The 26,902-nt window shown below is 56.3% G+C and carries 28 protein-coding genes and 1 pseudogene; 22 read left to right on the forward strand and 7 right to left on the reverse strand.

The genetic code is table 11. The features are described from left to right. The 5 genes from rbfA (at position 1) to WFM49_RS09140 (ending at position 5,048) form a co-directional block, all read left to right on the forward strand. Positions 1-414, forward strand: a complete 414-nt coding sequence (gene rbfA, locus WFM49_RS09120; RefSeq protein ID WP_009457603.1) for a 30S ribosome-binding factor RbfA — start codon at positions 1-3, stop codon at positions 412-414. Positions 415-447: 33 nt separating this feature from the next. Beyond that, positions 448-1,200: a tRNA pseudouridine(55) synthase TruB gene (truB, locus tag WFM49_RS09125; protein ID WP_022983561.1), complete on the forward strand. Its 753-nt coding sequence runs from the start codon at positions 448-450 to the stop codon at positions 1,198-1,200. Between the two features lie 3 nt (positions 1,201-1,203). Beyond that, positions 1,204-3,021: a translational GTPase TypA gene (typA, locus tag WFM49_RS09130; RefSeq protein ID WP_009457601.1), complete on the forward strand. Its 1,818-nt coding sequence runs from the start codon at positions 1,204-1,206 to the stop codon at positions 3,019-3,021. Between the two features lie 363 nt (positions 3,022-3,384). Further along, a complete protein-coding gene (locus WFM49_RS09135) occupies positions 3,385-4,575 on the forward strand; it encodes an NAD(P)/FAD-dependent oxidoreductase (RefSeq protein WP_035275100.1) in 1,191 nt (396 codons plus the stop codon). 14 nt (positions 4,576-4,589) lie between these two features. After that, positions 4,590-5,048: a DUF1641 domain-containing protein gene (locus WFM49_RS09140; protein ID WP_009457599.1), complete on the forward strand. Its 459-nt coding sequence runs from the start codon at positions 4,590-4,592 to the stop codon at positions 5,046-5,048. A 76-nt stretch (positions 5,049-5,124) separates the two neighbouring features. On the opposite strand, the gene hisM is transcribed toward WFM49_RS09140, so the two are convergent. The 4 genes from hisM to WFM49_RS09160 all read right to left on the reverse strand — a co-directional run bounded on the left by hisM (position 5,125) and on the right by WFM49_RS09160 (position 8,097). Beyond that, a complete protein-coding gene (gene hisM, locus WFM49_RS09145) occupies positions 5,125-5,826 on the reverse strand; it encodes a histidine ABC transporter permease HisM (protein WP_022983563.1) in 702 nt (233 codons plus the stop codon). Further along, a complete protein-coding gene (locus WFM49_RS09150; RefSeq protein WP_009457595.1) occupies positions 5,826-6,515 on the reverse strand; it encodes an ABC transporter permease in 690 nt (229 codons plus the stop codon). The genes hisM and WFM49_RS09150 overlap by 1 nt, the downstream gene beginning before the upstream one ends. 16 nt (positions 6,516-6,531) lie before the next feature. Further along, on the reverse strand, positions 6,532-7,326 hold the full coding sequence (locus WFM49_RS09155; RefSeq protein ID WP_009457593.1) for an ABC transporter substrate-binding protein: 795 nt from the start codon (positions 7,324-7,326) through the stop codon (positions 6,532-6,534). 102 nt (positions 7,327-7,428) lie between these two features. Next, on the reverse strand, positions 7,429-8,097 hold the full coding sequence (locus tag WFM49_RS09160; RefSeq protein ID WP_336972896.1) for a TIGR00730 family Rossman fold protein: 669 nt from the start codon (positions 8,095-8,097) through the stop codon (positions 7,429-7,431). Here WFM49_RS09160 and polA point away from each other — a divergent pair. Further along, complete coding sequence (polA, locus tag WFM49_RS09165) at positions 8,096-10,813, forward strand: DNA polymerase I (protein ID WP_336972897.1); 2,718 nt, start codon at positions 8,096-8,098, stop codon at positions 10,811-10,813. The genes WFM49_RS09160 and polA overlap by 2 nt on opposite strands. Positions 10,814-10,907: 94 nt before the next feature. On the opposite strand, the gene WFM49_RS09170 is transcribed toward polA, so the two are convergent. Beyond that, positions 10,908-12,572: a Na/Pi cotransporter family protein gene (locus WFM49_RS09170; RefSeq protein ID WP_026484327.1), complete on the reverse strand. Its 1,665-nt coding sequence runs from the start codon at positions 12,570-12,572 to the stop codon at positions 10,908-10,910. Between the two features lie 60 nt (positions 12,573-12,632). After that, the gene (locus WFM49_RS09175; RefSeq protein ID WP_250756909.1) at positions 12,633-13,082 is read right to left on the reverse strand and encodes a MarR family winged helix-turn-helix transcriptional regulator; all 450 of its coding nucleotides are present in this window, start codon (positions 13,080-13,082) and stop codon (positions 12,633-12,635) included. Between the two features lie 175 nt (positions 13,083-13,257). On the opposite strand from WFM49_RS09175, the pseudogene WFM49_RS09180 reads away from it, so the two are divergent. The 4 genes and pseudogenes from WFM49_RS09180 to WFM49_RS09190 all read left to right on the forward strand — a co-directional run. Then, positions 13,258-14,440, forward strand: a pseudogene (locus WFM49_RS09180) (transketolase-like TK C-terminal-containing protein); the annotation flags it as partial. A gap of 38 nt (positions 14,441-14,478) precedes the next feature. Then, positions 14,479-14,613, forward strand: a complete 135-nt coding sequence (locus WFM49_RS18640) for a hypothetical protein (protein WP_425541749.1) — start codon at positions 14,479-14,481, stop codon at positions 14,611-14,613. Positions 14,614-14,799: 186 nt separating this feature from the next. Next, positions 14,800-15,744: an alpha/beta hydrolase gene (locus WFM49_RS09185; protein ID WP_336972899.1), complete on the forward strand. Its 945-nt coding sequence runs from the start codon at positions 14,800-14,802 to the stop codon at positions 15,742-15,744. A 64-nt stretch (positions 15,745-15,808) separates the two neighbouring features. Next, positions 15,809-16,267, forward strand: a complete 459-nt coding sequence (locus WFM49_RS09190; RefSeq protein WP_336972901.1) for a GNAT family N-acetyltransferase — start codon at positions 15,809-15,811, stop codon at positions 16,265-16,267. Positions 16,268-16,400: 133 nt separating this feature from the next. On the opposite strand, the gene htpX is transcribed toward WFM49_RS09190, so the two are convergent. Next, entirely contained in the window at positions 16,401-17,282 is an 882-nt protein-coding gene (gene htpX / locus WFM49_RS09195) for a protease HtpX (protein WP_009457574.1), read from the reverse strand. On the opposite strand from htpX, the gene WFM49_RS09200 reads away from it, so the two are divergent. From WFM49_RS09200 to WFM49_RS09255, 12 genes are all read left to right on the forward strand, one after another. Further along, positions 17,281-17,439 (forward strand): hypothetical protein, encoded by a 159-nt coding sequence (locus tag WFM49_RS09200; protein WP_155624324.1) that lies wholly within the window; start codon positions 17,281-17,283, stop codon positions 17,437-17,439. The two genes, htpX and WFM49_RS09200, sit on opposite strands and share 2 nt — an antisense overlap. An 89-nt stretch (positions 17,440-17,528) precedes the next feature. Then, positions 17,529-18,437 carry a DMT family transporter gene (locus WFM49_RS09205; RefSeq protein WP_336972903.1) on the forward strand — a complete coding sequence of 303 codons (909 nt, stop codon included), beginning with the start codon at positions 17,529-17,531 and terminating at the stop codon, positions 18,435-18,437. Beyond that, entirely contained in the window at positions 18,430-19,281 is an 852-nt protein-coding gene (locus WFM49_RS09210; protein WP_022983567.1) for a sulfurtransferase, read from the forward strand. The genes WFM49_RS09205 and WFM49_RS09210 overlap by 8 nt, the downstream gene beginning before the upstream one ends. A 179-nt stretch (positions 19,282-19,460) precedes the next feature. Then, the gene (locus tag WFM49_RS09215) at positions 19,461-19,727 is read left to right on the forward strand and encodes an exodeoxyribonuclease VII small subunit (RefSeq protein ID WP_003802451.1); all 267 of its coding nucleotides are present in this window, start codon (positions 19,461-19,463) and stop codon (positions 19,725-19,727) included. Between the two features lies 1 nt (position 19,728). After that, positions 19,729-20,637, forward strand: coding sequence for a polyprenyl synthetase family protein (locus WFM49_RS09220; protein ID WP_022983568.1), 909 nt, complete (start codon positions 19,729-19,731; stop codon positions 20,635-20,637). A gap of 113 nt (positions 20,638-20,750) precedes the next feature. Beyond that, positions 20,751-22,616: a 1-deoxy-D-xylulose-5-phosphate synthase gene (dxs, locus tag WFM49_RS09225; protein ID WP_336972904.1), complete on the forward strand. Its 1,866-nt coding sequence runs from the start codon at positions 20,751-20,753 to the stop codon at positions 22,614-22,616. A gap of 149 nt (positions 22,617-22,765) precedes the next feature. Beyond that, complete coding sequence (folE2, locus tag WFM49_RS09230) at positions 22,766-23,569, forward strand: GTP cyclohydrolase FolE2 (RefSeq protein WP_022983570.1); 804 nt, start codon at positions 22,766-22,768, stop codon at positions 23,567-23,569. 143 nt (positions 23,570-23,712) lie between these two features. Then, positions 23,713-24,111: a 30S ribosomal protein S6 gene (gene rpsF, locus WFM49_RS09235; protein ID WP_009457573.1), complete on the forward strand. Its 399-nt coding sequence runs from the start codon at positions 23,713-23,715 to the stop codon at positions 24,109-24,111. 13 nt (positions 24,112-24,124) lie between these two features. After that, positions 24,125-24,442 (forward strand): primosomal replication protein N, encoded by a 318-nt coding sequence (gene priB / locus WFM49_RS09240; RefSeq protein ID WP_009457572.1) that lies wholly within the window; start codon positions 24,125-24,127, stop codon positions 24,440-24,442. A gap of 89 nt (positions 24,443-24,531) precedes the next feature. Further along, complete coding sequence (gene rpsR / locus WFM49_RS09245) at positions 24,532-24,804, forward strand: 30S ribosomal protein S18 (RefSeq protein ID WP_003802444.1); 273 nt, start codon at positions 24,532-24,534, stop codon at positions 24,802-24,804. Positions 24,805-24,822: 18 nt separating this feature from the next. After that, on the forward strand, positions 24,823-25,278 hold the full coding sequence (gene rplI / locus WFM49_RS09250) for a 50S ribosomal protein L9 (RefSeq protein ID WP_009457571.1): 456 nt from the start codon (positions 24,823-24,825) through the stop codon (positions 25,276-25,278). Positions 25,279-25,504: 226 nt separating this feature from the next. After that, positions 25,505-26,875: a replicative DNA helicase gene (locus WFM49_RS09255; RefSeq protein WP_009457570.1), complete on the forward strand. Its 1,371-nt coding sequence runs from the start codon at positions 25,505-25,507 to the stop codon at positions 26,873-26,875. Positions 26,876-26,902 lie beyond the last annotated feature (27 nt).

The raw sequence follows: 26,902 nt of genomic DNA on the forward strand, positions 1-26,902 counted from the left end.
ATGGCACGACACAAGTCCAAACCAAACCCGGGGCGCAACCTGCGCCTGGCCGACCAGATCCAGAAGGATCTGGCGGTCCTGATCCAGCGCGAGATCGACATGACCCGCGCTGGTCTGATTACCTTGACCGGCGTGGAGCTGTCTCCAGACTACGCACACGCCAAAGTGTATTACTCGGTGCTGGGCGCCGAGCCTGAAGTCGCTCAGGCGGCTTTGACCGAGAAGGCCGGTTGGTTGCACTCGCTGTTGTTCAAGCTGCTGCACATCCACACGGTTCCTACTCTGCATTTTCATCACGACCGACAGTTGGAACGCGGCATGGAGCTCTCCAAGCTCATCGACAGCGCCAACCAGGCCGATAGCGAATTGACTGGCTCTGCTTCCAAATCGGACGAGCCAGACGAACAGCCCTGACGCGGCTGTTGTTTCTTCACGGATTGACACACGATGGCTACGCGAAAACGCGGGCAGTTGATTGATGGTGTGCTGCTACTGGACAAGTCCGACGGAATGTCCAGCAACCACGCTTTGCAGCGTGCCCGCCGCACTCTGGATGCCCGCAAAGCTGGCCATACTGGAACCCTGGACCCGTTTGCAACGGGCCTGCTGGTTTGCTGTTTTGGCCGGGCTACCAAGATTTCCGCCACGATGCTGGAAGCAGACAAAGCCTATGAAGCTACCTTGCAGTTTGGGCAGGAAACCGATTCAGGTGACTTGACCGGCAATGTGGTGTCCCAGGCTCCGGCAGATTTTGCCGGTGTCACCCTCGAGGCGCTGGAGGCAGTTCTACCTGCTTTCCGAGGACCCATTACCCAGGTGCCGCCCATGTATTCCGCGCTCAAGCGCGATGGCAAGCCCCTGTATGAATATGCCCGTCAGGGTATAGAGCTGGAACGTGAAGCACGACATCTCGTGATTCACGATTTGCAGGTGCAAGACTTTACGCCGCAATCGGCGCGTTTGTTTGTACGTTGCAGCAAGGGAACCTATATCCGGACCCTGGCGCAAGACATTGGACGTGCTCTGGGGTGTTTTGCCCATCTGACGGCCTTGCGCCGGACAGAATTAGGACCTTTTCATATCGACGACGCCTACACCCTGGACGGGTTGCAGGCGATGGAAGACCCGATGTCGGCCTTGCTGGCCATCGAGAGCTTGCCTACCGAGATTTTGCCCAAAAAACTTCAATCAGAAGGATGAGTTATGAGACGCGCATTGCGCAATGTGGCCATTATTGCCCACGTTGACCACGGGAAGACCACCCTGGTCGATCAATTGTTGAGACAGGCAGGTACGTTCCGTGACAACGAACATATCTCCGAACGTGTCATGGACTCGGGCGATATCGAGAAAGAACGCGGTATTACCATTCTGGCGAAGAATTGTGCCGTTGAGTACGAAGGCACCCACATCAACATTATCGACACCCCCGGTCACGCTGACTTCGGTGGTGAGGTCGAACGCGTGCTGTCCATGGTTGACGGCGTGTTGTTGCTGGTGGATGCGGTTGAAGGCCCCATGCCTCAAACCCGCTTTGTGACTCGCAAAGCTCTGGAACTAGGTCTGCGTCCGATTGTGGTGGTCAACAAGGTTGACCGTCCCGGCGCCCGTCCTGACTTCGCGATCAACGCCACGTTCGACTTGTTCGACAAACTGGGCGCGACCGACGAACAGCTGGATTTCCCCATCATTTACGCATCGGGTCTGTCGGGCTACGCCGGTTTGACCGAAGACGTGCGTGAAGGCGATATGCGTCCTTTGTTCGACGCTATCCTGGAGCATGTGCCCCAGCGTGAGGACGACGTCAACGCACCGTTGCAGTTGCAGATCTGTTCGCTGGACTACAGCTCCTACGTGGGCAAGATCGGTGTAGGCCGTGTGAACCGTGGCCGCGTGCGCGCTGCCCAGGACGTGGTCGTGAAATTTGGTCCTGATGGCGAAGTCATCAAAGGCCGTATCAATCAGGTTCTGAAGTTCAAGGGCCTGGAGCGTGTATCGGTAGATGAAGCTGAAGCCGGCGACATCGTGCTGATCAACGGTATTGAAGAGCTGGGCATTGGTTGCACGGTGACCGATCCTGCTCACCAGGAAGCTCTGCCTTTGCTGCGCATTGACGAGCCTACGCTGACCATGAACTTCATGGTGAACACCTCGCCTCTGGCAGGCCGTGAAGGCAAGTTCGTGACCAGCCGTCAGTTGCGTGATCGCCTGGACCGTGAATTGAAGTCCAACGTGGCTTTGCGTGTTAACGAAACCGACGACGACACCGTATTTGAAGTGTGCGGTCGCGGTGAGTTGCACCTGACCATTCTGATCGAAAACATGCGTCGCGAGGGCTATGAAATGGCCGTGTCGCGTCCACGCGTGCTGATTCGTGAAGAGAACGGCGTCAAGATGGAGCCCTACGAGCAGCTGACCGTGGACGTCGAAGACGGCCACCAAGGCGGCGTAATGGAAGAGCTGGGTCGCCGTCGTGGTGACTTGCAGGATATGGTTGCTGACGGCCGTGGTCGTACACGTCTGGAGTACCGTATTCCCGCCCGTGGCCTGATCGGTTTCCAGGGCGAGTTCATGACGCTGACACGCGGTACCGGCTTGATGAGCCACACCTTTGACGAGTTCCGCCCCATGCGCGAAGGCACGGTTGGCGAGCGTCGTAACGGCGTGCTGATCAGCCAGGACGACGGTGATGCCGTGGCCTACGCCTTGTGGAAGCTGCAGGATCGTGGTCGCATGTTCGTGTCCCCGGGTGATGCTCTGTACGAAGGCATGATCATCGGTATTCACAGCCGCGACAACGACCTGGTGGTTAACCCCATCAAGGAAAAGAAACTGACCAACGTGCGTGCTTCCGGCAAGGACGAGCACATTGATCTGGTTCCACCTATTCGTCTGACTCTTGAATACGCCGTGGACTTCCTGGATGACGACGAGCTGGTTGAAGTGACTCCCAAGTCCATTCGCCTGCGCAAGCGTTACCTGAAAGAACACGAGCGCCGTCGCAGCCAACGCGAAAGTTAATTTTTCGGGTTTAGCGATACGAGAAAACGCCTGCTTGATGCAGGCGTTTTTTTTGTCTTACTATGGTTGGCGTCAGCCGGATTTAGAACGCGGTATTAAAAAGCTGGGGTGTATGCATAAGCACCCCAGCTTGATTTTTAAATTCAAGAAAGGGTGTGGGATAAATAAAATTGATTAAGTGGCTTATTGAGTCTGATGAGTTGCTTTAATTTCTGCTTAATACCCGCCTGATACAAACTGGCTGGACACATTACCAAGCTCGCTTTGCAAAGTCTCAGTTGTAGCTGGGCATCTTCTTGTTTTTGAAAAGATTTTTTCATTGCAAGAGCCGGTGCGTAGTTTCCCCCATTAAGGAGAATACTGATGGTGCAGCATATTGTGATTGTAGGTGGTGGTATTGGCGGTACGATGACCGCCAATCATTTAGTGACCAAGCTATACCCGGAAATTCGCTCTGGTAAAGTCCGCATTACCATGCTGTCCAACTCTCCCTGGCATTATTACAAGCCCGCTTTTATGTACGTGGCGTTTGATGCTTTTTTCAGGGACGAGTTGCGACGTCCGCAAATTTCACTTTTGCGCCCCGAAATTGATTTTCAGCTAGAGGAAGTCAGTGGTTTTGACTTCAAGGCCAGCCGCCTGCATTGCGCCAGTGGCAAGAAGATTGATTACGACTACCTGGTGCTGTCTACGGGCTGCGTGCCCTCTCCGGAAAAAATTGAAGGTTTGAAAGAGGGCGGTGATCACTTCTATCAGCATGCTCCTGCGCGTCAACTGGCTGACCGCCTGAGCAAGTTGGAAAAAGGCCGCGTACTGGTAACGGTCACCTTCCCCAAAACCCATAACGTCCCTCACCAGTGCGGTATTGCCCCAGTAGAAACAACCTTGATGCTGGACGAGTACCTGCGTCGTCGTGGTGTACGCGACAAGGTGGAGATTGCTTATACCTATCCCACGACCTCCCAGCTTTTGCGTAATTGTCTGTTCATGCAGAATGAGGTTTGTCAGGTCTTGCCGCCCATTTTTGAGGATCGGGACATCAAGCATCAACGCGGTTTCACCCTGAGCCGTGTAGACCCTGAACGCAAGATTGCCTATTCCGAAGAAGGCGCAGAAGAGCCGTTCGACCTCCTGATGGCGACTCCTCCCATTACGGCGGTGCCTGCTGTGCGTGACTCGGGGATTTCTCAAGCCGCCGACAACGAAGGCTGGGTCCCCACTGATCACCAAACCATGAAGGTGCTGGGGCTGGACAATGTATACGTGCTGGGTGACACGGTGGACCTGCCTATCAGTAAAGCGGGCGGCTCCTGCCATAACCAATCGCCCGTGGTGGTCAACAACCTGGCCTCAGAGTTGCGATTTGGGCGCACCAGCGACGAATACGATGGCCGTGTGGTGGCGGTAGCCCAAATGGGTCTGGAGGGCGGTATGCCCCTCTGGTACGACTACAAGGAGGATGTGCATCCTACGCCGCCCACCAAACTGGGTGGACTGCTGCGCAAGGGTTTTAACCGGGGTATTTACTGGGCCGTGGCCCGTGGCTTGGTCTAATTCAGGAGAGACAGATGAATTCGGTATCGGATAAATCCTTGAATCCCGGTGATGCGGGCGCTGCTCAGAAGTCCCCTTCCGCCCTGGAAAGCCTGCTTGGAGAGGATCCGGGCATCAAGGGCCTGGATGAACTGATCGGCAAGATCGAACCTTTGCTGGCCGGTGGTCGTTTGAATCGGGTGGTGGATGCGGTGTCCCTGCTGGCCGATCTGGTCGATATGAGCGACGACTATATGCTTGAAAAGCTCATGAAGGGCTTTGAGGAGGGTGTAGGGGCTGCCTGGTCGGTTGGAAACGCCGCACGTATGGCTGCGGACCAGGTGAGAGCTACGGAGACCACCCCGACCCTGATGGGGCTTATACGCCTGGCTAAGGAGCCGGAAGTGCGACGTGGCCTGACGTTCTTTCTGATGATGGCCGGTGTGATGGGGCGTCAGATGCGTTATCAGAACCTGGACCATATGGGGGATTGATACGGTAGCTGTATCGCTAAAGAAAAAAGGGCGGCTTGTGAAAGCGGCCCTTTTTTCTTGTTCAGCACCTCAGCGTTCAGTGATTCAAAAATGCCATTTGGCGCTTTTCCACGATACGGAAAATGCCCACCAGAATGAAGGACACGCACAGGTAAATCAGTGCAGCAATCCCGTAGGAGGTAAAGGTTTGGTAGGTGGCCGCATTGGCATCGCGCGCGATCTTGAGCAGGTCAGGAACGGTAGCGGTAAAAGCCAGCGAGGTGGCATGCAGCATCAGCACCACTTCATTGCTGTAAGCAGGCAGCACACGACGCAGGGCTTGCGGCAGAATCACGCGGCGGTACAAGGTCCAGCCGGACATGCCATACGCACGGGCCGACTCCACTTCACCGGGAGGCATGGAGCGGATGGCTCCGGCAAAAATCTCGGTGGTGTAGCCAACAGTGTTCAAGGTCAGTGCCAGAATCATGCAATTGAAGCCACTCATGAAGAAGGCTTCCAATGCAGGTACGGATTTGACGATGGCCAGCTTGTACATGGCGGTGTAGATCAAAAGGATCTGCACGTACAAGGGAGTGCCACGGAAAAAGTAGGTGAAGGCACCAATAGGGCGCGATAGCCAGGCCTTGCCCGAGACACGGCCAATGGCCATGAAAATCGACAGGAAAAAGCCGATGGCAACCGAGATCACCAGCAGCCAAAGTGTCATGGCCAGACCCGAGAGCTGACCATTGCTTTGGTACAGATAGGCGCGCCAGAATTCGTTCAGAACATCCATTAGAACTGTGCTCCTTTCACGCCAATGTTGTAGCGTCGTTCCAGGTAGCCCAGTCCAATATTGCTGACGGCGGTCAGGCCCAGATAGATCAGGGCAGTGATGCCCACAAAGAGGAAGGAGTTGAAGGTCGCGTTACCGGCATTTTGCGCAATCTTGACCACATCGCTCAGGCCGATCAGGGACACCAGCGCGGTGGATTTGAGCAGGATCTGCCAGTTATTGCCCAGTCCGGGCAGGGCGTAGCGCATCATCTGAGGAATCTGGATGCGATGCAGAACTTGCCAGGCGCTCCAGCCACAGGCTTTGCCCGCTTCCATCTGGCCCTTGGGGATGGCCATCAGGGCGCCGCGGAAGGTTTCGGCGAAGTAAGCACCATAAATAAAGCCCAGCGTGACCACACCGGCTCCGAAGGGATCGATCTCGATCATGTCCCATTCCAGCCAGTCAGTCAGTTCGTTCAACCAGATTTGCAAGCTGAAAAAGAACAACATCAAAAGCACCAGATCCGGGACGCCCCGGATCAAGGTGGTGTACAAACCGCCCACCCATCGCAGCAGCGAGGTGCGGGACAGTTTCATCAGGGCAGCGACCAGACCCAGCACCAGGGAAACCAGCAGCGAGAGCACGGCCAGTTTGATGGTTTCCCAGGTGCCGACCAGCAACTGCGGCCCATAACCGTAAAGCAACATGGTTCAGGTATCCAGGTCAGGGCGCGATGCGAATGTTTTCTTTTTGGAAGTATTTGTCGGCAAAGGTCTGCATGGTGCCATCGGCCTTCATTTCACGCAGAACTTCATCAACAGTTTTCTTGAGTTTCTTGTTGCCCTTGCGAATACCCATGGCGATAGGTTCGTTCAGGATAGGGCTGTCGTCCACGGTGCTGCCAGTCAGCTCAAAGTCGGCACCGGCAGGCTTGGTCAAAAAGCCTTCAACGGCGTTCTGGGCTTCCTGGAAGGTGGCGTCCACGCGGCCACCGGCCAGGTCATTGAAGGCGTCGGTGTAGCTGGGGTAAGCCACGATGGTGACACCGTTGTTGGCCCAGTTCTGGCGCGCATAGGTTTCCATGGTGGTGCCTTGCTGCACACCGACACGCTTGCCTTTCAGGGATTCGGCGGTGGGCTCCAGACCGCTGCCTTTGCGGGCGGCCAGGCGAACCGGCACGATATACATGGGCTCGCTAAAGTCGATCACCTTGGCGCGTGCCTCGGTGGCGGTCATGGTGGAATTGGCCAGATCGAATTTGCGGGCTTGCAGGCCGGGGATCAAGCTGTCAAAGGACTGATCGATCCACACGCACTTGGCTTGCAGGCGCTTACAGATTTCGTTGCCGATGTCGATGTCAAAGCCTTGCAGCTCGCCACTGGGGTCCAGAAACTCGAAGGGGGGATAACCCGCTTCAGTGGCAAAACGGATTTCGGACGGCCCGGCTGCATGGGCAGCAGCGGGCACCAAGGCACTGCAAAAAGCCACCATCAGGAGGCGGGCAAGCATTTTGTTCATGTGGAGGACTCCGGCAAATATCGACTAGCTTGTGGCATTCAATACAAATTCGGCCCTGCTGATGGAGGGCCGAAGAAAGACTGCAAATTTAACCCGTACGCCTTACTGGGGCAATGCGGGTTCCGTCCTAGGCAGTACGCAGCACTGGTTGATGTAGCCCATGACCTCGTCCAGATCGTCGGTCAGGACCAGCAAATTCAGGTCTTTCGGACCAATCAGGCCCATCTCCATCAATTGGTCACCAATCCATTCGATCAGGCCGGACCAAAAGGAAGTGCCGATCAGTACAATGGGTGCGGGTGGGACTTTGCCTGTTTGAACCAGGGTCATGACTTCAAACAGCTCGTCCAGGGTACCGAAACCGCCAGGCAGGGCAATGTAGGCCCAGCTGTGCATGAAAAAGGTGGCCTTGCGCGAGTAGAAGTACTCGAACTGCAGACTTTGTGTCTGGTAAGGGTTGTTGGTGGTTTCGTGAGGCAAGCGTATATTCAGGCCAATACTTTGCCCGCCTGCTTCGTACGCGCCTTTATTGGAGGCTTCCATCAGGCCAGGGCCACCGCCAGCAATCAGGGTGACGCCCGCTTCGGCCAGACGACGGCCCAGTTCCTGGGCCAGTTCGTAGTAAGGATGACCGGGTTTGATGCGTGCGCTGCCGAAAACACTAACGCCAGCACCCATTTCTTTTAATGTATCGACCGCAGTTTGCAGCTCCTTCATGATGGTAGGAATCTGCTCAGAGGCCGGTAAACGGACGATTTTATTGTTAGACATGAAAAAAACCTTGTTGCTCGTTGATGGTTCCAGCTATCTGTACCGAGCGTACCATGCGATGCCCGATCTGCGAAACGCGCAAGGCCAGCCCACAGGCGCCTTGTACGGGGTCATCAATATGCTGCGCCGTCTGCTACAGGATTATCAAGCGGACTATATGGTATGCGTATTTGATGCCAAAGGCCGCACATTCCGGGACGATCTGTACGATCAATACAAGGCTAACCGGCCCTCCATGCCCGAAGATATGGCGGTGCAAATAGAGCCTATTCATAAAGCGGTACGCGCCATGGGCTGGCATCTGATTTGTCAGCCTGGCGTAGAGGCCGACGATATCATCGGCACGCTTTCCCGTCTGGCGGCAGAAAATGGCATCGAGACCGTGGTGTCTACTGGGGACAAGGACCTGGCCCAACTGGTCAATGAGCATGTGCAGCTGGTCAACACCATGAGTAACGAAAAGCTGGATGTAGAAGGCGTTACCAGCAAGTATGGGGTACGCCCAGATCAGATTATCGATTATTTGATGTTGATTGGCGACACCTCGGACAATATTCCCGGCGTTCCCAAGGTGGGGCCCAAGACGGCTGCCAAGTGGTTGGGCGAATATGGCAGTCTGGATGAACTGTTGCAGCATGCCGACAAAATCAAGGGGGTGGCCGGCCAGAATCTGCGCGACTTCAGTTCCAACTTTGAAATGACGCGCAAATTGGTCACCGTCAAACTTGATTGCGAAGTGCCTGGGTTTACGGGGGATTTCGAGGCGCTGGAGCCAGAGCCCCGCGACAACGCCGTGTTGCAGGATATCTACGAGACCTTCGGTTTCCGCAGCTGGTTGCGTGAATTGACGGATGATCCCAAACGCGTTCCCGCCCAGGATGCCCGTGTCGAGGCTGAAACACCTGCTGCGCCTGCCGAGCTGGATTACCAGACCGTCACGACGAAAGAACAACTACAGACCCTGCTAAGCCTGCTGGAAAAAGCCGAGCTGGTGGCCTTGGATACTGAAACCACCTCCCTGGACCCCTTGATAGCGCGTCTGGTGGGCCTGTCGGTGTCGGTCAAGGCGGGGCAGGCTTTTTATGTGCCGGTGGCTCATCGTGGCTCGCTGGATGTAGAACAGCTGGATAAAGACTATGTCTTGGAAACGCTGCGCCCCTGGTTGGAAAGCGCAGAGGCGGCCAAGGTCCTGCATAACGCCAAATACGATACCCATGTCCTGCTGAATGAAAAAGTCAGCCTGCGCGGTATTCGCGAGGACACCATGTTGCAGGCTTATGTTCTGCAATCGCACAAGCGTGTCGGCATGGAAGAGCTGGCCTTGCAATGGCTGGGTCTGAAAGGCGCCTCTTACGAGGATATTTGCGGCAAGGGGGCCAAGCAGATCGGCTTTGACGAGGTGGATATTCCTGTGGCCTCGCAATACGCTTGTGAAGACGCGGATTACACCTTGCGTCTGCATCAGTGCCTGCGCCCTCAAGTAGCCAAGGAAGAGGGGCTGGAGCGTATCTATTTGCTGGAAGTGCAGGCGTCGGACGTGCTGACCATTGTGGAGCGCAATGGCGTCAAGATTGATGTGCCTACTCTGGCGCGCCAAAGCCACGAGCTGGGCCAGAAAATGCTGGAACTGGAAAACAAGGCTTACGAACTGGCCGACCAACCTTTCAATATGAACTCCCCCAAGCAAGTGGGCGAGATTCTGTTCGGCAAGCTGGGTATTCCGGTGGTTCGTAAAACCGCCAGCGGTGCTCCCTCTACCGATGAGGATGTGCTGACCCGTTTGGCTCAGGATTACCCCTTGCCGCAGGTACTGCTGGAGTACCGTGGTCTGGCCAAACTCAAGTCCACCTACACGGACAAACTGCCCAAAATGGTAAATCCGGACAGTGGCCGTGTGCATACCCGTTATGCACAGGCTGCCGTCATTACCGGACGTCTGGCTTCCTCCGATCCCAACTTGCAGAACATTCCTGTGCGTACCGCAGAAGGCCGCCGTGTTCGCGCCGCTTTCGTGTCTGAACTGGGCAAAGTGGTGTCGGCTGACTATTCCCAGATCGAATTGCGCGTCATGGCCCATGTATCGGGCGACGAGAATCTGCAGCAGGTGTTTGAGCAGGGTGGGGACGTGCACACGGCAACCGCTGCCGAGATCTTCGGTGTGGATGCCAAGGACGTCAGCTCGGACCAGCGTCGTGCGGCCAAGGCGATCAACTTTGGTCTGATCTACGGCATGGGCGAATTTGGTCTGGCCAGCAATCTGGGCATTACTCGTGATGCAGCCCGTGCCTATATTGATCGCTACTTCGCCCGCTATCCTGGCGTGGCCAGCTACATGACGCGCATCAAAGCGCAGGCGCATGAGCAGGGTTATGTGGAAACCGTGTTCGGTCGCCGTCTGTGGCTACCTGAACTGAAGGGTGCGAAAGGGCCACGCATGGCCGGTGCAGAGCGTGCCGCCATTAACGCGCCAATGCAGGGCACGTCGGCCGACCTGATCAAGATGGCCATGGTGGCTGTGCAGCGCTGGCTGGAAGAAAAAGGGCTGCGCACGCAGATGGTGATGCAGGTACATGACGAGCTGGTATTCGATGTACCCGAAGACGAGCTGGATGTTCTGCGTGAAAACCTGCCGGGCTTGATGTGCAATGTAGCCAAGCTGGATGTGCCGCTGGTGGCTGAAGTCGGCGTGGGTGATAACTGGGAACAGGCTCACTAAGGCTTCCTGGCAAGCTAAAGGAAAAGGCGACCTGATGGTCGCCTTTTTTTTAAGTAGCAGAGCGGCTTGTTTTCACCGCCTGGCTGCAGTCTGTTTATTCCTCGTTGGAGCGCACTCGGTTGGGCAGCAACTCGTCGTGCTTGGCCAGAATTGGATAGGCGGCGGCGCTGACCAGATAGGAGTTGATGGTACGCACGTCGCGCAAAATCTCCAGGTACAAGGAGCCCTGCTCGGCGGAGTCCAGCTGACCGGCCTTGATCTTGCGAATATGACGGTCTCCCGCCGCCACTTCCAGTTCGCGGAAGAAGTCTTTTTCAAAGGCCAGGAAGCGGGCGGTTTTTACATCTTCGGCCACAAACAGGGCTGCTGCCTGACGCTGGTTGCGAATCAGCCTGTCCATGACTTTGCCGATTTCGGCCTGTTCTTCCGATTGCAGTATCCAGCCTTGTTTACGCAGCTTGGCCGTGTGGCTGAGCAAGCCATTGACGCTGATCGTGGCGGCGTGCGAGATATTGGTGGAGAACGTCAGAATATCGTTCAGACGACGGGTATCCTTCTTGCTGAGGTTTTCCTGGTCCATACTGGCCAGATAAGTGGTGATCAGCGGCTCCAGACGGTTGACGGCATTGCTGATATAGCGCGCATGGTTAATGCTTTGGGCGCTATTGTTCAGCATGTTCTGGCGAGCCGTATCCAGGATTTCCTGCAGCATATCGGACAGACGTAACGCCTCACGCGCTGCATTGCCCAAGGCCACGGCAGGCACTTCCTGAGCGGACTGGTCCAGATACAAGGGCAGGCCGGGATCATCCGGGTCGGTGCGGCGGGGCAGATAACGGCTCAGCAGACGCGAATAGGGTTTGAGTAAAGGCAGGAACAAGGCTGCCACGGCCAGGTTGAAGAAGGTATGGAAGTTGGCCACAGCACGAGCTGGATCATTGGTGAACCAGCTCATCAAATCCGGAATCCAGGGCAGCAAAATCATGCCGACCAGACAACCAAACACACGTGTGCCCAAGTTGCCGATGGGCAGACGTTTGTTGGCTGGGTCCTTGGAGCCGCCAGCCCCTTCCAGAATCGGGTTGATGGCGGTACCCACATTGGCACCCAGCACCAATGCGTAGGTCAGTTGCGGGTCCATATGCTGGTGACTGGCCAGCGAGATGATCAGCACCACAATGGCCACACTGGAGTGTGCGGCCCAGGTCAGCAGAGCGGCCAGCAGCATGCCCGTCATGGGACTGCCTGCCAGCGCTTCCAGAATGGTTTGCAGCAGGGGGGCGTCCTGAATGGGGGAGAACAAGCCCACCAGTTCATGCAGGGACAGCAGCAAGAGGCCCAGACCAATAAAGACGCGACCCAGGTCACGACGGCGTCCAGGCTCCTGCGAGCGGAACAGCCAGACGCCCAGAAGAATCAGGGCCGGGGCCAGCGCGGTCATTTTGAAGGACAGCAGTTGCACGATCAGCGTCGTGCCCACATTGGCGCCCAGCATGGCGGCCAGGGCTGGAACCAGGGCAACCATGCCAGTGGCGGCAAAGCTGGTAATCATCAGTCCGGTGGCGGTACTGCTTTGAATGGCGGCGGTAATGGCCGCACCCGCAAAAAAGGCGCGGCGGGGGCGGCCCAGGGCATGGCCCATCCAGACGCCCAGCTCAGCACCAAAGGCGCGTTGCACACCGCTTTGCACCATGTGGATACCCCACAGGAGCAAGGCGATATAACCCCCGAAATCGAGAAGTGCGAAGATTTCTTTCATTGCTAAATAATAGCCCAGCGCCTCTTACAAGCGTGAGCCTCAGGTATCAGTTAGACACATCTAGGTGTTGGAGGATTGCCGCGCTTGTCGGGCAGCCTGATCCAGCCCGTGTGCAAACTGCGTTTGTTCCTGATCGGAAAAGGCCGACAGAAACAGCTCCTGCACAGCGCTTTGGTAGATCTGCCACATCTGTTTGCGCAAGGCCCGGCCTTCATCCGTGATGCTGGCAAAGGCGGCCCGACCATCTTCCGAGGAACGACTGCGCTGGACCAGCCCCTGGGCTTCCAGCCGGTCGATCAGTCGCGTCAGGTTATAGCGTTCTATGACCAGTCGATCGGCCAGCTCATGCATGCGACGGGTCCCCTCCGGTCCGCTTTCCAGTCCCCACAACACGTCGTACCAGGCATAGGGTGGCAACTTTTCGGTAGCCAGTCTGCGTTCGATTTCTTTCAGGATGCTGCGGTGCGCGCGCACAAAGGAAAACCACAGATCCGTGTCGGAGCGACTCATCGTTCTTTCCCCCAGGAATTTATTTTTTAGTTGCAATTGCAATCGTATGGGTGAGGGTCTGTCCTGCCCTGCGTCTTGTTCAGGCCGTGAGGACGTCGCGTGGCGGATCCGGCCTATCCACCTGGAGATTGTTATGAATCACGCTTTGCAGATCGCAGATGAGGACCCGCAAGAGACGACTGAGTGGCTGGAACTGGTAGCGGATTTGTCGGACGACGACATCTGGGCCCTGGCCCGTGGTGGTCACGATCCTGACAAGGTCTACGCCGCTTATGCCCAAGCCGCACGTAACAGCCATGGCGGGCCGACCGCAATTCTGGTGAAAACCGTGAAGGGTTTTGGTATGGGCGAGGCCGGTGAAGGCCAGAACATCAATCACCAGCTCAAGCAAATGAGCGCGGATGCCGTGCGTGCTTTCCGGGATCGTTTCCTGCTACCTGTTTCGGACGAGCAACTGGAAGCCTTGCCTTATCTGCGCCCCGAGCCAGGCAGCCCGGAAGCGGTTTACTTGCAGCAACGTCGTGCTGCTCTGGGCGGTTTTGTGCCATCGCGCAGAACTTCCGTTCCGGCCTTGGCTGTTCCCGCACTGGACAGTTTTGCCGCACAGTTGAAGGGTACGGGCGAGCGTGGTCTGTCCACGACCATGGCCTTTGTGCGTATTTTGAGCACCTTGTTGAAAGACCCGGTGCTGGGCAAATTGATTGTGCCCATCGTGCCGGATGAGTCGCGCACCTTCGGGATGGAAGGTCTGTTCCGCCAGATTGGTATCCACTCTTATTTAGGGCAGTTGTACACGCCACAGGATGCTGGCCAGTTGAGCTATTACAAAGAAGCCAAGGACGGGCAGATCTTGCAGGAAGGCCTGAATGAGTCCGGGGCAATCTCCTCCTGGATTGCAGCAGGCACGGCCTACAGCAATCACGGTGTGCCCACGATTCCGCTCTTTTGACCCCACCTTCTCCTATGAGCTGGCCGTGATCATGCAGGATGGTGTTCGTCGCATGTATCAGGATCAGGAGGACGTGTTCTATTACATTACCGTGCTCAATGAAAACTACCCGCATCCCGAGATGCCGGAAGGGGTGGAGCAGGGCATTATCAAAGGGCTGTATCTCTTGCAGGCGGGACCGCAGCAAAAAGCCAAGGCCCCGCGTGTGCAGTTGATGGGCAGTGGCTCTATCTTGATGGAGGTGCTGGCTGCCGCACAGTTGCTGCAAGAGGACTTTGGTGTGGCCAGCGATGTGTGGAATGCGCCCAGCCTGAACCAACTGCGTCGTGATGGCCTGGATACGGAGCGCTGGAACACCTTGCACCCGGAAAGCGAGCCGCGTATCCCTTATGTGCAGTCTTGCCTGGAAGGGCATGCAGGCCCGATTGTGGTTGCCACGGATTTGAAGTGGACCGGCACTTTATCGTGGTCTCGGCCCTGAAGGCCTTGGCCGACGAAGGTTCGTTGCCACGCTCGCTGGTCAGCGATGCTTTGCAGCGCTATCAAATCAATCCAGAAAAGACCAATCCCATGAAGCCTTGAGTCTTGCCAGTCCGGTCGTCTTTTTGGGCAAATGGCGACCGGCGGCGGGACACCAGCCAGCAAAGGGTGTGATGGCTTGATGTCTCCCCCGGTCAGGTCAGCTCTTTGCTGGCTGGTCCCTTTTCATGGCGGCGAGTCCGCCATTTTTCTCCATCAAATCTTCATCATTCTGTGCCACAGTGCGGCATGGATTATTCAATTTCTCTGGCCCGCCTGGCGGGCCTTGCTATCTCTGGGGTCGTGGGCAGCCAGGCTTATGCTCAAGCGCAGCCACATGAATTGGCGCGTGCAGATGGCAGCACCATTCATTATTACGTCCAGCCTGCCATCGCCCCTCAAGAAGGTGTGCATGAGCTGCTTCTGATTGTGCAAGGCTCGGATTGCAATAGCGTGGCGCACAAGAAAGTTGTTTGGGAAGCCCTGGCCAAGGCTCGTCCACAAGCCCAGGTGCTGGCGGTGGAAAAATATGCGCTGACGGCCGCGCTGCCTGATAGCGACGATCCCGAGCGTAGCGACTGCCCGACAGACTATATTCAGCGCGACCAGCCCCAACAGCGTGTGGCTGATCTGGATGCGGTTTTAAAACAGCTGCAAAGTCAGACCCGCTATGACAAGCTTTTTGCCTTGGGTGGCAGCGAGGGAGCGGTGATTGTTCATTTGCTGGCGGCCCAGACTTTGCATCTGGATGCGGCCATCAGTTTTAATGGCGGCGGGCGCTGGTTCCAGGATGATGTGCTCTATAGCGCCTCGATCCAAGAGATGCCGGCTGCCGACAAGCAAGCCATGCTTGATGGCTTGGGCGAATTTTTGAGGCAGGCCAGGGCCGGCCTGGATACTCGGATGAGCGGACATGGACGCGATTGGTGGCAGCAGATGCTGAATCTGGATCAGGCCGAGGTGCTGCGACGGATTGCTATCCCCACTCTGGTGATTCAGTCCGGGCGCGATACCTCGGTCTCGCCGCAAGCCGCTGCCCAGATGGTGGCACTGGTGGATAACTCGCATGTGGTGTGGCGCAGCTATTCCGATCTGGACCACGTCATGACGCAGGCCGATGGCAGCTCGGCCATGCCCCAGGTCGTGGGCGACATTGCCCAGTGGTTGAGCCAACTCAACACTGACACCCCTTAAGTCTTTTGTATGGTCGATGACGTGATGATTTGCCGTCATTGCCCTTTTTATATTGGAGTAGTGAATGAGCAAGATAGTCTTGCGCGCTGCAGTGCCTGATGACGCCCGCGAATGCCTGCGTATCCGGGGACTGGCTCGTGAAAATGCTTTTTCTGAAGAGGATCTGGCCGCCTTGGGAGTTACCGCCGAAAGCTGGGCCGCAGGTATTGAGGATGGTAGTTGCCCCGGCTATGTGGCCCTGGTCGATGAGCAGATGGCTGGCTATTGCTTCGGTGAAAGCGAGACCGGCGAGATCATGGTGCTGGCGCTGTTGCCCGACTATGAAAGCCTGGGTCTGGGCCGTCGTTTGCTGACCCAGATGATGCAGGATTTGCAGGGGCGTGGTTTTACGCGCCTGTTCCTGGCTTGTAATAGTGATCCTCAGGTGCGCTCCTATGGTTTTTATCGTCATTTAGGCTGGGCCGAAAGCGGCCAGCGTGATGAGCTCGGTGACGATATTTTGGAATATCACTTTGCTGATTAGGTTTGGATCTGTGTGTGGCCCTTTGTCCGGCAGCCGATACGCTAAGTTTGCGCCAAGGTATAAAAAACGCCCCAAAAGCCTGTGTGCTTTTGGGGCGTTTTATTTGGCTGTGCCGTTCAGGCCGCCTGGGATCTTAGACTGATTGAGCGCTTTGCAAAGCCTGAATGCGTGCAGCGATAGGGGGGTGGGAGGCGAAGATCGCACTGATCGAACGACCACCCGAAATACCGGAGGCTTCAAAGTTCTTGGGCAGTTCGCCAGGAGCCATGCCGCCCAGGCGGGCCAGCGCGTGAATCATGGGCTGACGCGAACCCAGCAACTGAGCGGAACCGGCATCAGCACGGTATTCACGCTGACGCGAGAACCAGGCCACGATGATGGAGGCCAGCACGCCAAAAATCAGCTCAAACACAAAGACCGAGGCGTAGTAACCCATGCCCACGTCGCGATCATTGCGCAGTAGCACGCGGTCAACAAAGTAGCCGGCCAGACGGGCCAGAAAGATCACAAAGGTGTTCACCACGCCTTGGATCAAGGTCAGGGTGACCATGTCGCCATTGGCAATGTGGGCAACTTCGTGGCCGAGCACCGCCATGACTTCTTCTTCGGTCATGCCTCGCAGCAAGCCCGTGGACACGGCGACCAGAGCATCATTCTTGAAAGCGCCGGTGGCAAAGGCATTGGGCTCGCCTTCGTAAATGGCCACTTCGGGGCGGCCAATACCGGCACGGTCGGCCAGTTGGTGCACGGTATCGACCAGCCAGGCCTCTTCGGCATTGGCGGGGGCGTTCGGGTCAATGACACGGGCGTTCACGCTTTGCTTGGCCATCCATTTGCTCATCAGCAAGGAGATAATGGCGCCGGTAAAACCGACCAAAGCCGAGAAAATCAGCAATTGAGTCAGGTCCAGACCTTGCGCGTTCAGGTAACGTCCCACACCCAAAATATTCATGGAGGCGCTGAGCACCAGCATGACGGCCAGGTTGGTGATTAAGAAAAGGACAATTCGTTTCATGAATGCGGATTCCGGTGTAACAGAAAAAATCGTGATCGTGAGAACACGATCTGCGCGAATTTTAGCCTTGATTCCAGGCGTGAAAATAAAATATTCAGCTTTTAGTCAGCTTCCGGGCAAGATAGTTTCTTGCGCCGAGGTTCTTGCTGTTGCGTAAGTGGTCTGGATATGGGGTTACCGGTCCACTTTTACAAGGTGGGGAGTATAGTAGTGGCTTTCCCTTATTACTGAATCTGGTTTGATCACATGCAGTCATTATGGATGCTGGTAGCCTGCGCCATGTTTGCCATTATGGGGGCCTGTGTCAAAGTGTCCGCCGATGCCGGGGCGTCGATGGCGCAAATTGTTTTGTTCCGGGGTGTGCCCTCGGTTCTTCTGCTGGTGTTCTGGGCTAAAAGCCGTGGTTTGAGGCTGGCTCCTCAAAGCTGGAAACTGCATATCCGGCGTAATGTCTCCGGGGTCAGTTCCATGTGGCTGGGCTTTCTGGCTCTGGCTAATCTGCCCTTGTCCACCGCGGTCAGCCTGAACTACACCGCTCCCTTGTTTATTGCTTTCTGGATGCTTGCCTGGGGGGGCACCCAGCGTGACCCTGTGCGTCTGATTGCCGTGTTGCTGGGCTTTATGGGCGTGATCGGTGTCCTGCGCCCCAGCATTACGCCAGACCAATGGTGGGCCGCCATGCTGGGCCTGTGTGCCGGCGCCTTGAGCGCGGTGGCCATGATGCAGGTACGCGCTCTGGGGCGCTCTGGCGAGCCGGAATGGCGCACCGTGCTGCTGTTCTCCTGTTTTGTCGTCTGTTCCAGCCTGGTTGGACTTTTGTGGGAAGGCTGGCGCGAGCTGAGCTGGCGCGCGTGGCTGGCCTTGCTGGGCGTGGGCCTGTCCGGTTTGTTCGGGCAATTGACCATGACGCGTGCTTTTGGCTTGGGCTCGGCCTTGTTGACCGCAGCCTTGCAATACACCACCATTATTTTCGCCGCCCTGATTGGCATTGCTTTCTGGGGGGATCTGCCTGACTGGTTAGCCTGGGCAGGTATGGCATTGATTATTGGGTCTGGTCTGTTGTCGGCCTGGCGTACCTACAGCGAGGATCGTATCTTGCGAGGTCAGGCCGCGACAGCGGAGCAGGCTCCCGTCAAGGAGGCAGAACGTGTTTGAATTTCTGATTAGCGCAGAGCAAGTCCAGGCCAATCTGAATAATTCGGAGTGGCTGATTCTGGATGTACGCCATGATTTGGCCGACCACCAGGCAGGACGACGCGCTTACGAACAGGGGCATATTCCGGGTGCCGTGTTTCTGGATCACGAGCTGGATCTGGCGGCACCCAAGACGGGTCTGAATGGCCGTCATCCTTTGCCCAGCCGTCAGGAGCTGGCGCAGCTTTTGCAGAAAAACGGCTTGCGTGATGGTATGCAGGTCGTGGTCTACGACGCCCAAGGTTCTTTATTCGCCAGCCATATGTGGTGGATGCTGCGCTGGTTGGGGCATCCTCAAGTCGCCATTCTGGATGGGGGCTGGCAGGCCTGGCAGCAGTTGGGCGGAGCCGAAGAATGCGGCCCGGCCAGGCCTGTACCAGCAGCTGCTAAATTGAGTGTGCCTGAGCAGGCTGCCATGCCTACTGTGCAGACCGAGCAGGTACTGAAAAACCTGTCCAAACCTATCTTTACCGTATTGGACGCACGTGCTGCCGAGCGATATCGCGGTGACGTGGAACCGATGGACCCGGTCGCGGGTCATATCCCCGATGCGCTTAATCGGTCGCACCTGAATAATCTGGGTGAACAGGGGCGTTTCAAACCGGCCGATCAGCTGCGCCAGGAGTTTCAGGACTTGCTGGGAGCGATTTCGGCAGAGATGGTTGTGCACCAGTGTGGTTCCGGCATTACAGCTTGTCACAATCTTTTTGCCATGGAGTTGGCCGGTTTGTCTGGCTCCAGCATTTACCCCGGCTCCTGGAGTGAATGGGTGAGTGACGCCAGCCGACCTGTTGCGCGCAGCTAGTTCAACGCCCTGAGTTTCTGGTGCTGAGAAAGCCGCTCCGGAGCGGCTTTTTTGCTGTGGAGCGGTCCCAAAGTAGAAAGTACTCCTTGGGAAGGGCAGCAAGCCGCCGCCTCCCGTACAATGCCACTTCCAATTGGGTCTCAGCCAGTCCTGACGGCCCTCATTGATCAGGAATAGTTATGGTTAAATCTCGCGATGATAATCAAAGCGCCCAGGCGCCAGCCCAGCAGGATTTCGAGTCCGCTCTGGCACAACTGGAAGCGCTGGTCGCTCGCATGGAAAGCGGGGCATTGCCGCTGGAGCAGGCTTTGCAAGCTTACGAGCAGGGCGTGGAATTAGCCCAATTGTGTCAGCGCAAGCTGGACCTTGCACAAGAACAAGTCAGCGTATTGCAAGGCAATCTGCTGCGCCCCTTGTCCGGGGATGAAGCTGTTGGAGATAGTTAAGATGAGTTCTACCAGTTTTTCTGATTGGCTGCAGGCGCGGGTTGAGCAGACTGAGACCGTACTGGAACAATTGCTGCCCCCTGTCAGCCAGGAACCTGCTCGTTTGCACGAAGCCATGCGCTACTCCGTGCTGGGTGGTGGCAAGCGCGTGCGCGCTGCCTTGGTGTATGCCGCCGGTGAGGCTGCCTTGCAAGGCAAGCCCATGGCCGCAGCCCAATTGAAAGCATTGGAGTTGGCAGCGGCGGCGGTGGAATTGATCCACGCCTACTCGCTGGTTCACGACGATTTGCCGTGCATGGATGACGACAAATTGCGTCGTGGTCGCCCAACCACTCATGTTCAGTTTGATGAAGCTTGCGCCATGCTGGCTGGCGATGCCTTGCAACCCTTGGCCTTTGAGTTATTGGCACAAATGCCGATTGCCCCTGCGCTGATTGTGCAAGCCATTACTCAGTTGGCGCAGGCCGCCGGCAGTGCCGGTATGGCCGGTGGTCAGGCTATTGATTGCGCCAGCGTGGGCATTGCCCTGGACCGTGATCAGTTGCAAGAGATGCACAGCATGAAAACCGGCGCCATGTTGCAAGCCAGCGTTTTGCTGGGTGGTATTGTGGCGGGTGCTTCCTCTACCGTGCGTAATGGTTTGGAAGAGTACGCCCAGGCTGTGGGTCTGGCCTTCCAGGTCGTGGACGATATTCTGGATGTGACGGCTGATACTGCCACGCTGGGCAAGACGGCTGGCAAAGACGCCGCCGATAACAAGCCCACCTATGTCTCCATCCTGGGTATGGACGGATCGCGCGAGTTGCTCGGTGCTCTGAATGAGCAGGCCCAGTTGGCCTTGCGTCCTTTGGGACCTGCTGCGGCACGTCTGACACAACTGGCTGATTACATCGTGGGTCGCAATCATTAAGCGACGCGGGCCTGTGCTACTTTGGCACAGGCCGCGAAGCGTTTTACAATAGCCGATTGGCGATTGTTTTTAGACAGTCGTTTCACTTATTTGCCCGGATAGACGTCTTTAGTATGACAACCGTTTCCCTAGAGCAGATCCAGTCTCCCGCCGACTTGCGCCAGCTTGATCAACGTGATCTTCCCGAGCTGGCACGACAACTGCGCGAGTTTGTTCTGCAATCCGTATCCAAAACCGGTGGGCATTTGTCGTCCAATCTGGGCACGGTTGAATTGACCACTGCCTTGCACTATGTGTTCGAGACTCCCCACGACCGTATCGTGTGGGATGTGGGTCACCAGTCCTATCCGCACAAGATTCTGACAGGCCGCCGCGATCAGATGAGTGGTTTGCGTCAGCAAGATGGCATCTCCGGTTTTCCCAAGCGCTCCGAGTCCGAGTACGACGACTTTGGTACGGCGCATTCCTCAACCTCGATTTCCGCGGTACTGGGGATGGCCGTGGCCTCGCGCAATGCCGGGATCGAGCGTCAGCACATTGCCGTGATCGGTGATGGCGCGATGACGGCCGGTATGGCGTTTGAAGCCCTGAACAATGCTGGTGTAACGCCCGATGTAAATGTGCTGGTGGTGTTGAACGACAACGACATGTCGATCTCGCCGCCGGTGGGCGCCTTGAATCATTATCTGGCTCGCCTGATGTCGGGCCGGTTCTACGCCGCTGCCAAGAATGTAGGCCGTACTGTCTTGCAGCATGTCCCGCCTGTGCTGGAACTGGCGCGCAAGTTTGAAGGCCACGCCAAGGGGATTCTGTCTCCGGCCACGCTGTTTGAAGAGCTGGGTTTTAACTACGTGGGCCCGATTGATGGTCACGATCTGGATGCGCTGGTCTCTACCTTGAGCAATCTGCGTGATCTGGGTGGTTTGCAGTTCCTGCATGTGGTGACCCGTAAAGGGCAGGGCTACAAGCTGGCTGAAGCCGATCCGGTGCTCTACCACGGTCCAGGCAAATTCGATCCTTCTGTGGGTTTGGTCACGCCTACGACCAAGCCGCGCCCTACCTTTACACAGATTTTCGGTCAGTGGTTGTGCGATATGGCCAGGCAGGATCAACGTCTGTACGGTATTACTCCCGCCATGCGTGAAGGCAGTGGCATGGTGGAGTTCGAGCAACAATTCCCCCGTCGTTATTTTGATGTGGGCATTGCCGAACAGCACGCCGTGACCTTTGCCGGTGGCTTGGCCTGTGAAGGGCAGAAGCCGGTTGTGGCGATTTACTCTACCTTTTTGCAGCGCGGCTACGATCAACTGATTCACGATGTAGCCCTGCAGAATCTGGATGTCACTTTTGCGCTGGATCGCGCCGGTATTGTGGGCGCAGACGGGGCAACGCATGCCGGTAATTACGACATCGCCTTTTTGCGCTGCATTCCGAACATGGTGGTGGCCACGCCTTCGGACGAAAACGAAACCCGCTTGTTGCTGACCTGTTGCTATCAGCACCCAGGGCCCAGCTCGGTGCGCTATCCGCGCGGAGCGGGTATCGGTGCTGAAGTGGATCAGGAGCTCCATACCGTGCCGCTGGGCAAGGCCAATCTGCGCCGTCAGGGCAAGAATCTGGCCATTCTGGCTTTTGGTCCCGTGTTGCACGAGGCGCTGAAAGCAGCCGAGGTTCTGGATGCCACCGTGGTAGACATGCGTTTTGTAAAACCTATGGACGAAGCCTTGCTGCAAGAGCTGGCACAAAGCCATCAGGCATTTGTTACCGTGGAAGAGGGCTGTTTGATGGGGGGCGCAGGCAGTGCGGTGCTGGAGTTTGTCAGTCGTGAAGCGCTGGTGATGCCGGTATTGCAACTGGGCTACCCCGACGAATTCATCGACCACGGCGATCAGAAGAAAATTGCTCAGGATCTGGGTCTGGATGCCGCCGGCATCGAGCGCTCCATTCGTGCACGTTTCTCAAGTTTGCTTGAGGCGTGAGGCAATTTCTGCACAGTTTAGGGTTTAAATACCCCAATATGCGCGTTCTTATTAAGGTTATCGAACCTCGTGTGCGATAAGCGTAAGATAATAATTCATTATTGTTTTTATTTACGGTTGCGGCTCTGTCGTAGCTGAACCTGATGGATATGAATACAGTGTCGGAATCGCCTTTGGCCATGCCAGATGTGCAAAGCAGCACGGATACACGCCGTGTTGCGATTCAGCGCGTGGGTGTGCGCGGGGTGCGGCATCCGATGATGCTGGACCTGCAGGGGCAGGCCGTGCCCACCGTGGCGCAATGGGAGTTGACGGTGGCCTTGCCGCCCGAAGAAAAAGGCACCCATATGTCGCGCTTTGTCGCTTTGCTGGAAGAGTACCGCCGTCAAGCCATGACGCCCGCCGGTTTTGTGCAGATGGCCCAGGCCATGTTGCCTTTGCTCAATGCCGGACGTGGCGACATGACAGCCACCTTCCCCGTTTTCCTGGAAAAAGTGGCGCCCGTATCCGGTGTGGCCAGCCTGATGGATTACACCGTCAGCTGGACAGCACGTGTCGGTGTGGATGCCCAGCCCGAATTTGAGTTGTCCGTACTGGTTCCGGTTACCAGCCTGTGCCCGTGCTCCAAGGCCATTTCGGAGTACGGTGCGCATAATCAGCGCTCGCACGTTACCGTGCAGGCCGTGTTTGCGGATCCGGCTACGCTGGACTTGCCTACGCTGATCAAATCGGTTGAAGAGCAGGCGTCCTGTCAGCTGTGGGGCTTGCTCAAGCGCACTGACGAAAAGTACGTTACCGAATACGCGTACGACAATCCCAAATTCGTCGAAGATCTGGTGCGTGATGTAGCCGTCAGCGTGCGCAGCTTGCCCGGAGTGTTGCGTTATAGCATCGAAGCCGAGAATTTTGAGTCGATTCATAATCACTCTGCCTACGCAAGCGTGCAGGGCTAAGGCTTTTGGCTTGTCAGTCAGCCTTTCTTGGTGCTAGTATCTATGGTTTCTTGCTCGACCCGGATTGAATGGGCGGGCTGTCGCGCTTGGTGCCTGACTGGTTTTACAGCGGGTAGTAGGCGATATCCACAAGGAGTTGTTCCATGCGTCACTACGAAGTAGTGTTCATTGTGCATCCCGATCAAAGCGAGCAAGTGCCCGCCATGATCGAGCGCTATTCGGCGATTGTTACTTCCGAAGGCGGTGCTATTCATCGTCTGGAAGACTGGGGCCGCCGTCAACTGGCTTACCCAATCCAGAAACTGGTCAAGGCTCACTACGTGTGCCTGAACATCGAATGCGGTCAGTCCACCCTGGACGAGCTGGAGCATTCCTTCCGCTACAACGACGCTATCTTGCGTTACCTCATCGCTGGCACGAAGAAAGCCCCTGAAGGCGCTTCGGTCATGATGAAGTCCGTCGAACGCGAAGAAGCACGTAAAGCAAGTACTGAAGCCAGCGCTCCTGCAGCCGCTGAAGCCGAAGCTCAAGCTGAAGAGTAATAGCTCCGACTACGTGAACCAGTTCTCTCTTGCCGGTCAGCTTGTCGACATCAAGCCCTTGCGTTATACGCCGGCTGGTGTCCCAGCTCTGGAATTGGTCCTGGAACACGAATCTTCCGTAATGGAAGCCGGTCACTCCCGGCAAATCGCTTTGACGATGCAGGTAGTGGCTTTGGGAAATAATGCACTGGGTCTGGCAGACACTCCTTTGGGAGCCCGTTTGCAGCTACAAGGTTTTATTGCCCCAGCCCGTAAAGGTTCGACGCGTCTGGTGCTGCATGTACAGCAATATCAGCGTCACTTTCCGGGACAAGGCTCTGTTACGGTTTGACTGGTCTGGCTCGATCGTCGCGAAGTGTTCAACACCTCGCTTCACACTGAATTCTTCCGGGTATAGCCCGGTTACTAACGAGGCACAAAATGGCTTTCCGTAGAGGCAAAGACAAAAAACGCAAATTTGCACAACAGAACCCACTGTTCAAGCGCCGCAAATTCTGCCGCTTCACCGTCGCTGGCGTTGAAGAAATTGATTACAAAGATCTGGACACCCTGCGTGATTTCATCCAGGAAAATGGCAAGATCATCCCTGCACGTTTGACGGGCACCAAAGCTCACTACCAGCGTCAGCTGGACACCGCTGTCAAGCGCGCTCGTTTCCTGGCGCTGTTGCCGTACACCGACAACCACAAATAATCCAGAGGAACCTTAGTCATGCAAGTTATTTTGCTCGAAAAAGTCGCCAACCTGGGTAATCTGGGTGACGTTGTGCGCGTACGTGATGGTTACGCCCGTAATTTCCTGCTGCCACGCAAAGTTGCTCGCCGTGCTACGGCTGCCGCTCTGCAAGAGTTCGAAGCACGCCGTGCCGAATTGGAAAAGCTGCAAGCTGAAAAGCTGGCCGCTGCTCAGGCTCAGAACGAAAAGCTGAACGGCCAAGCTTTCACCCTGGTTCAAAAAGCCGGCGTGGACGGTCGTTTGTTTGGTTCCGTGACCACCATGGACATCGCCAATGCATTGCAAAATGCCGGCTTTGCCGACCTGGTCAAGACTCAGGTTCGTCTGCCAGACGGTCACCTGAAAGCCATTGGCGAGTACCCCGTTCAGGTTGTTCTGCACCCTGACGTGATCGCTGAAATCAACGTTGTGGTTCAAGGCGACGTAGCCTAAGACTAGCGCGTTGACGCATGGTACATTCTTTCATGGAGTGTATCTGCCAAGCTCAAAAAAGCCGGTGCAAGCCGGCTTTTTTGTTTTCTCTTCATTCTGTTTGAAGAGAGCCAGCACGCTGTTGAGCCTGACTGTTCTGACCCCAGATACACATACTGTTCAAGCCCGCACAACACATTCTGTTGGCTGCGGCGTCGATTTTTTTCCTTGATTTGAAGGTATATGCATGGAAAGCAAGTCAGCCAAATCCGATTCAACGCTGGATTACCTCAGGGTCCCGCCTCATTCCATTGAGGCGGAGCAGTCGGTGCTCGGTGGCTTGTTGCTCGATAATGCCGCGTTTGACCGGGTGGCCGATATTGTCACCGACGAGGATTTTTATCGTTTTGATCACAAGCTGATCTGGCAACACATTACCCGCTTGATTGGTCTGGCCCGTCCTGCTGACGTCGTCACGGTCTTTGAGTCCTTGTCGGTTGCAGGCAAGCAGGAAGAGGTGGGTGGGCTGGCCTATTTGAATGCGCTGGCTCACAACACGCCATCGGCTGCTAACATTCGTCGCTACGCCGAAATCGTGCGCGAGCGTTCCACTCTACGCAAGCTGGTCACCGTGGCTGATGATATTTCCTCGGCCGCCTTCAATCCGCAGGGCAAGGAGGCCCGGCAGATTCTGGACGAGGCGGAAACCCGTGTGTTTCAGATTGCCCAGGAAGGGGCGCGTGGCTCGCAAGGCTTTCTGGAAATCCAGCCCCTGCTAAGCCAGGTGGTGGAACGTATTGACGAGCTGTATCACCGCGAAGGCGACTCGGAAGTAACCGGGGTGCCAACTGGCTTTATTGACCTGGACAAGATGACGTCAGGCTTGCAGCCAGGCGACCTGGTGATTGTGGCGGGTCGTCCTTCCATGGGTAAAACTTCGTTCTCCATGAATATTGGCGAGCACGTTGCGATTGCCCAGGGTTTGCCCGTTGCCGTGTTCTCCATGGAAATGGGCGCGGTACAGTTGGCCATGCGTATGGTCGGTTCGGTCGGTTTGCTGGACCAGCACCGTATGCGTACCGGCAAGCTGACAGCCGACGATTGGCCACGTCTGACACATGCCGTGCAGCAGGTGCAGGAGGCCCAGATTTACATTGATGAAACGCCCGGCCTGTCGTCCATGGAAGTGCGTGCACGGGCTCGACGTCTGGCACGACAGTGTGGCCAACTGGGCTTGATCATCATCGACTACTTGCAGCTGATGTCCTCAAGCGGTGGCGAGAACCGGGCAACGGAAATTTCTGAAATCAGTCGTTCCTTGAAAGGTCTGGCCAAAGAATTGAATTGTCCCTTGATTGCTTTGTCGCAGTTGAACCGAAGCCTGGAGCAACGGCCCAACAAGCGCCCAGTGATGAGTGACTTGCGCGAATCCGGCGCTATTGAGCAGGATGCTGACTTGATCTTGTTTATTTACCGTGACGAGGTCTACAACCCGGACTCGCCCGATAAAGGCACGGCTGAAATTATTATTGGTAAACAGCGTAACGGTCCTATTGGTTCGGTTCGCTTGACCTTCGCCGGAGCCAGCACGCGCTTTCTGGATTACATGCCCAATTAAAAAGCACAGTGGCTGCTTCAGTGCGCG

Source organism: Alcaligenes sp. PF14 (assembly GCF_037150615.1).
Lineage (GTDB): Bacteria > Pseudomonadota > Gammaproteobacteria > Burkholderiales > Burkholderiaceae_B > Alcaligenes > Alcaligenes phenolicus.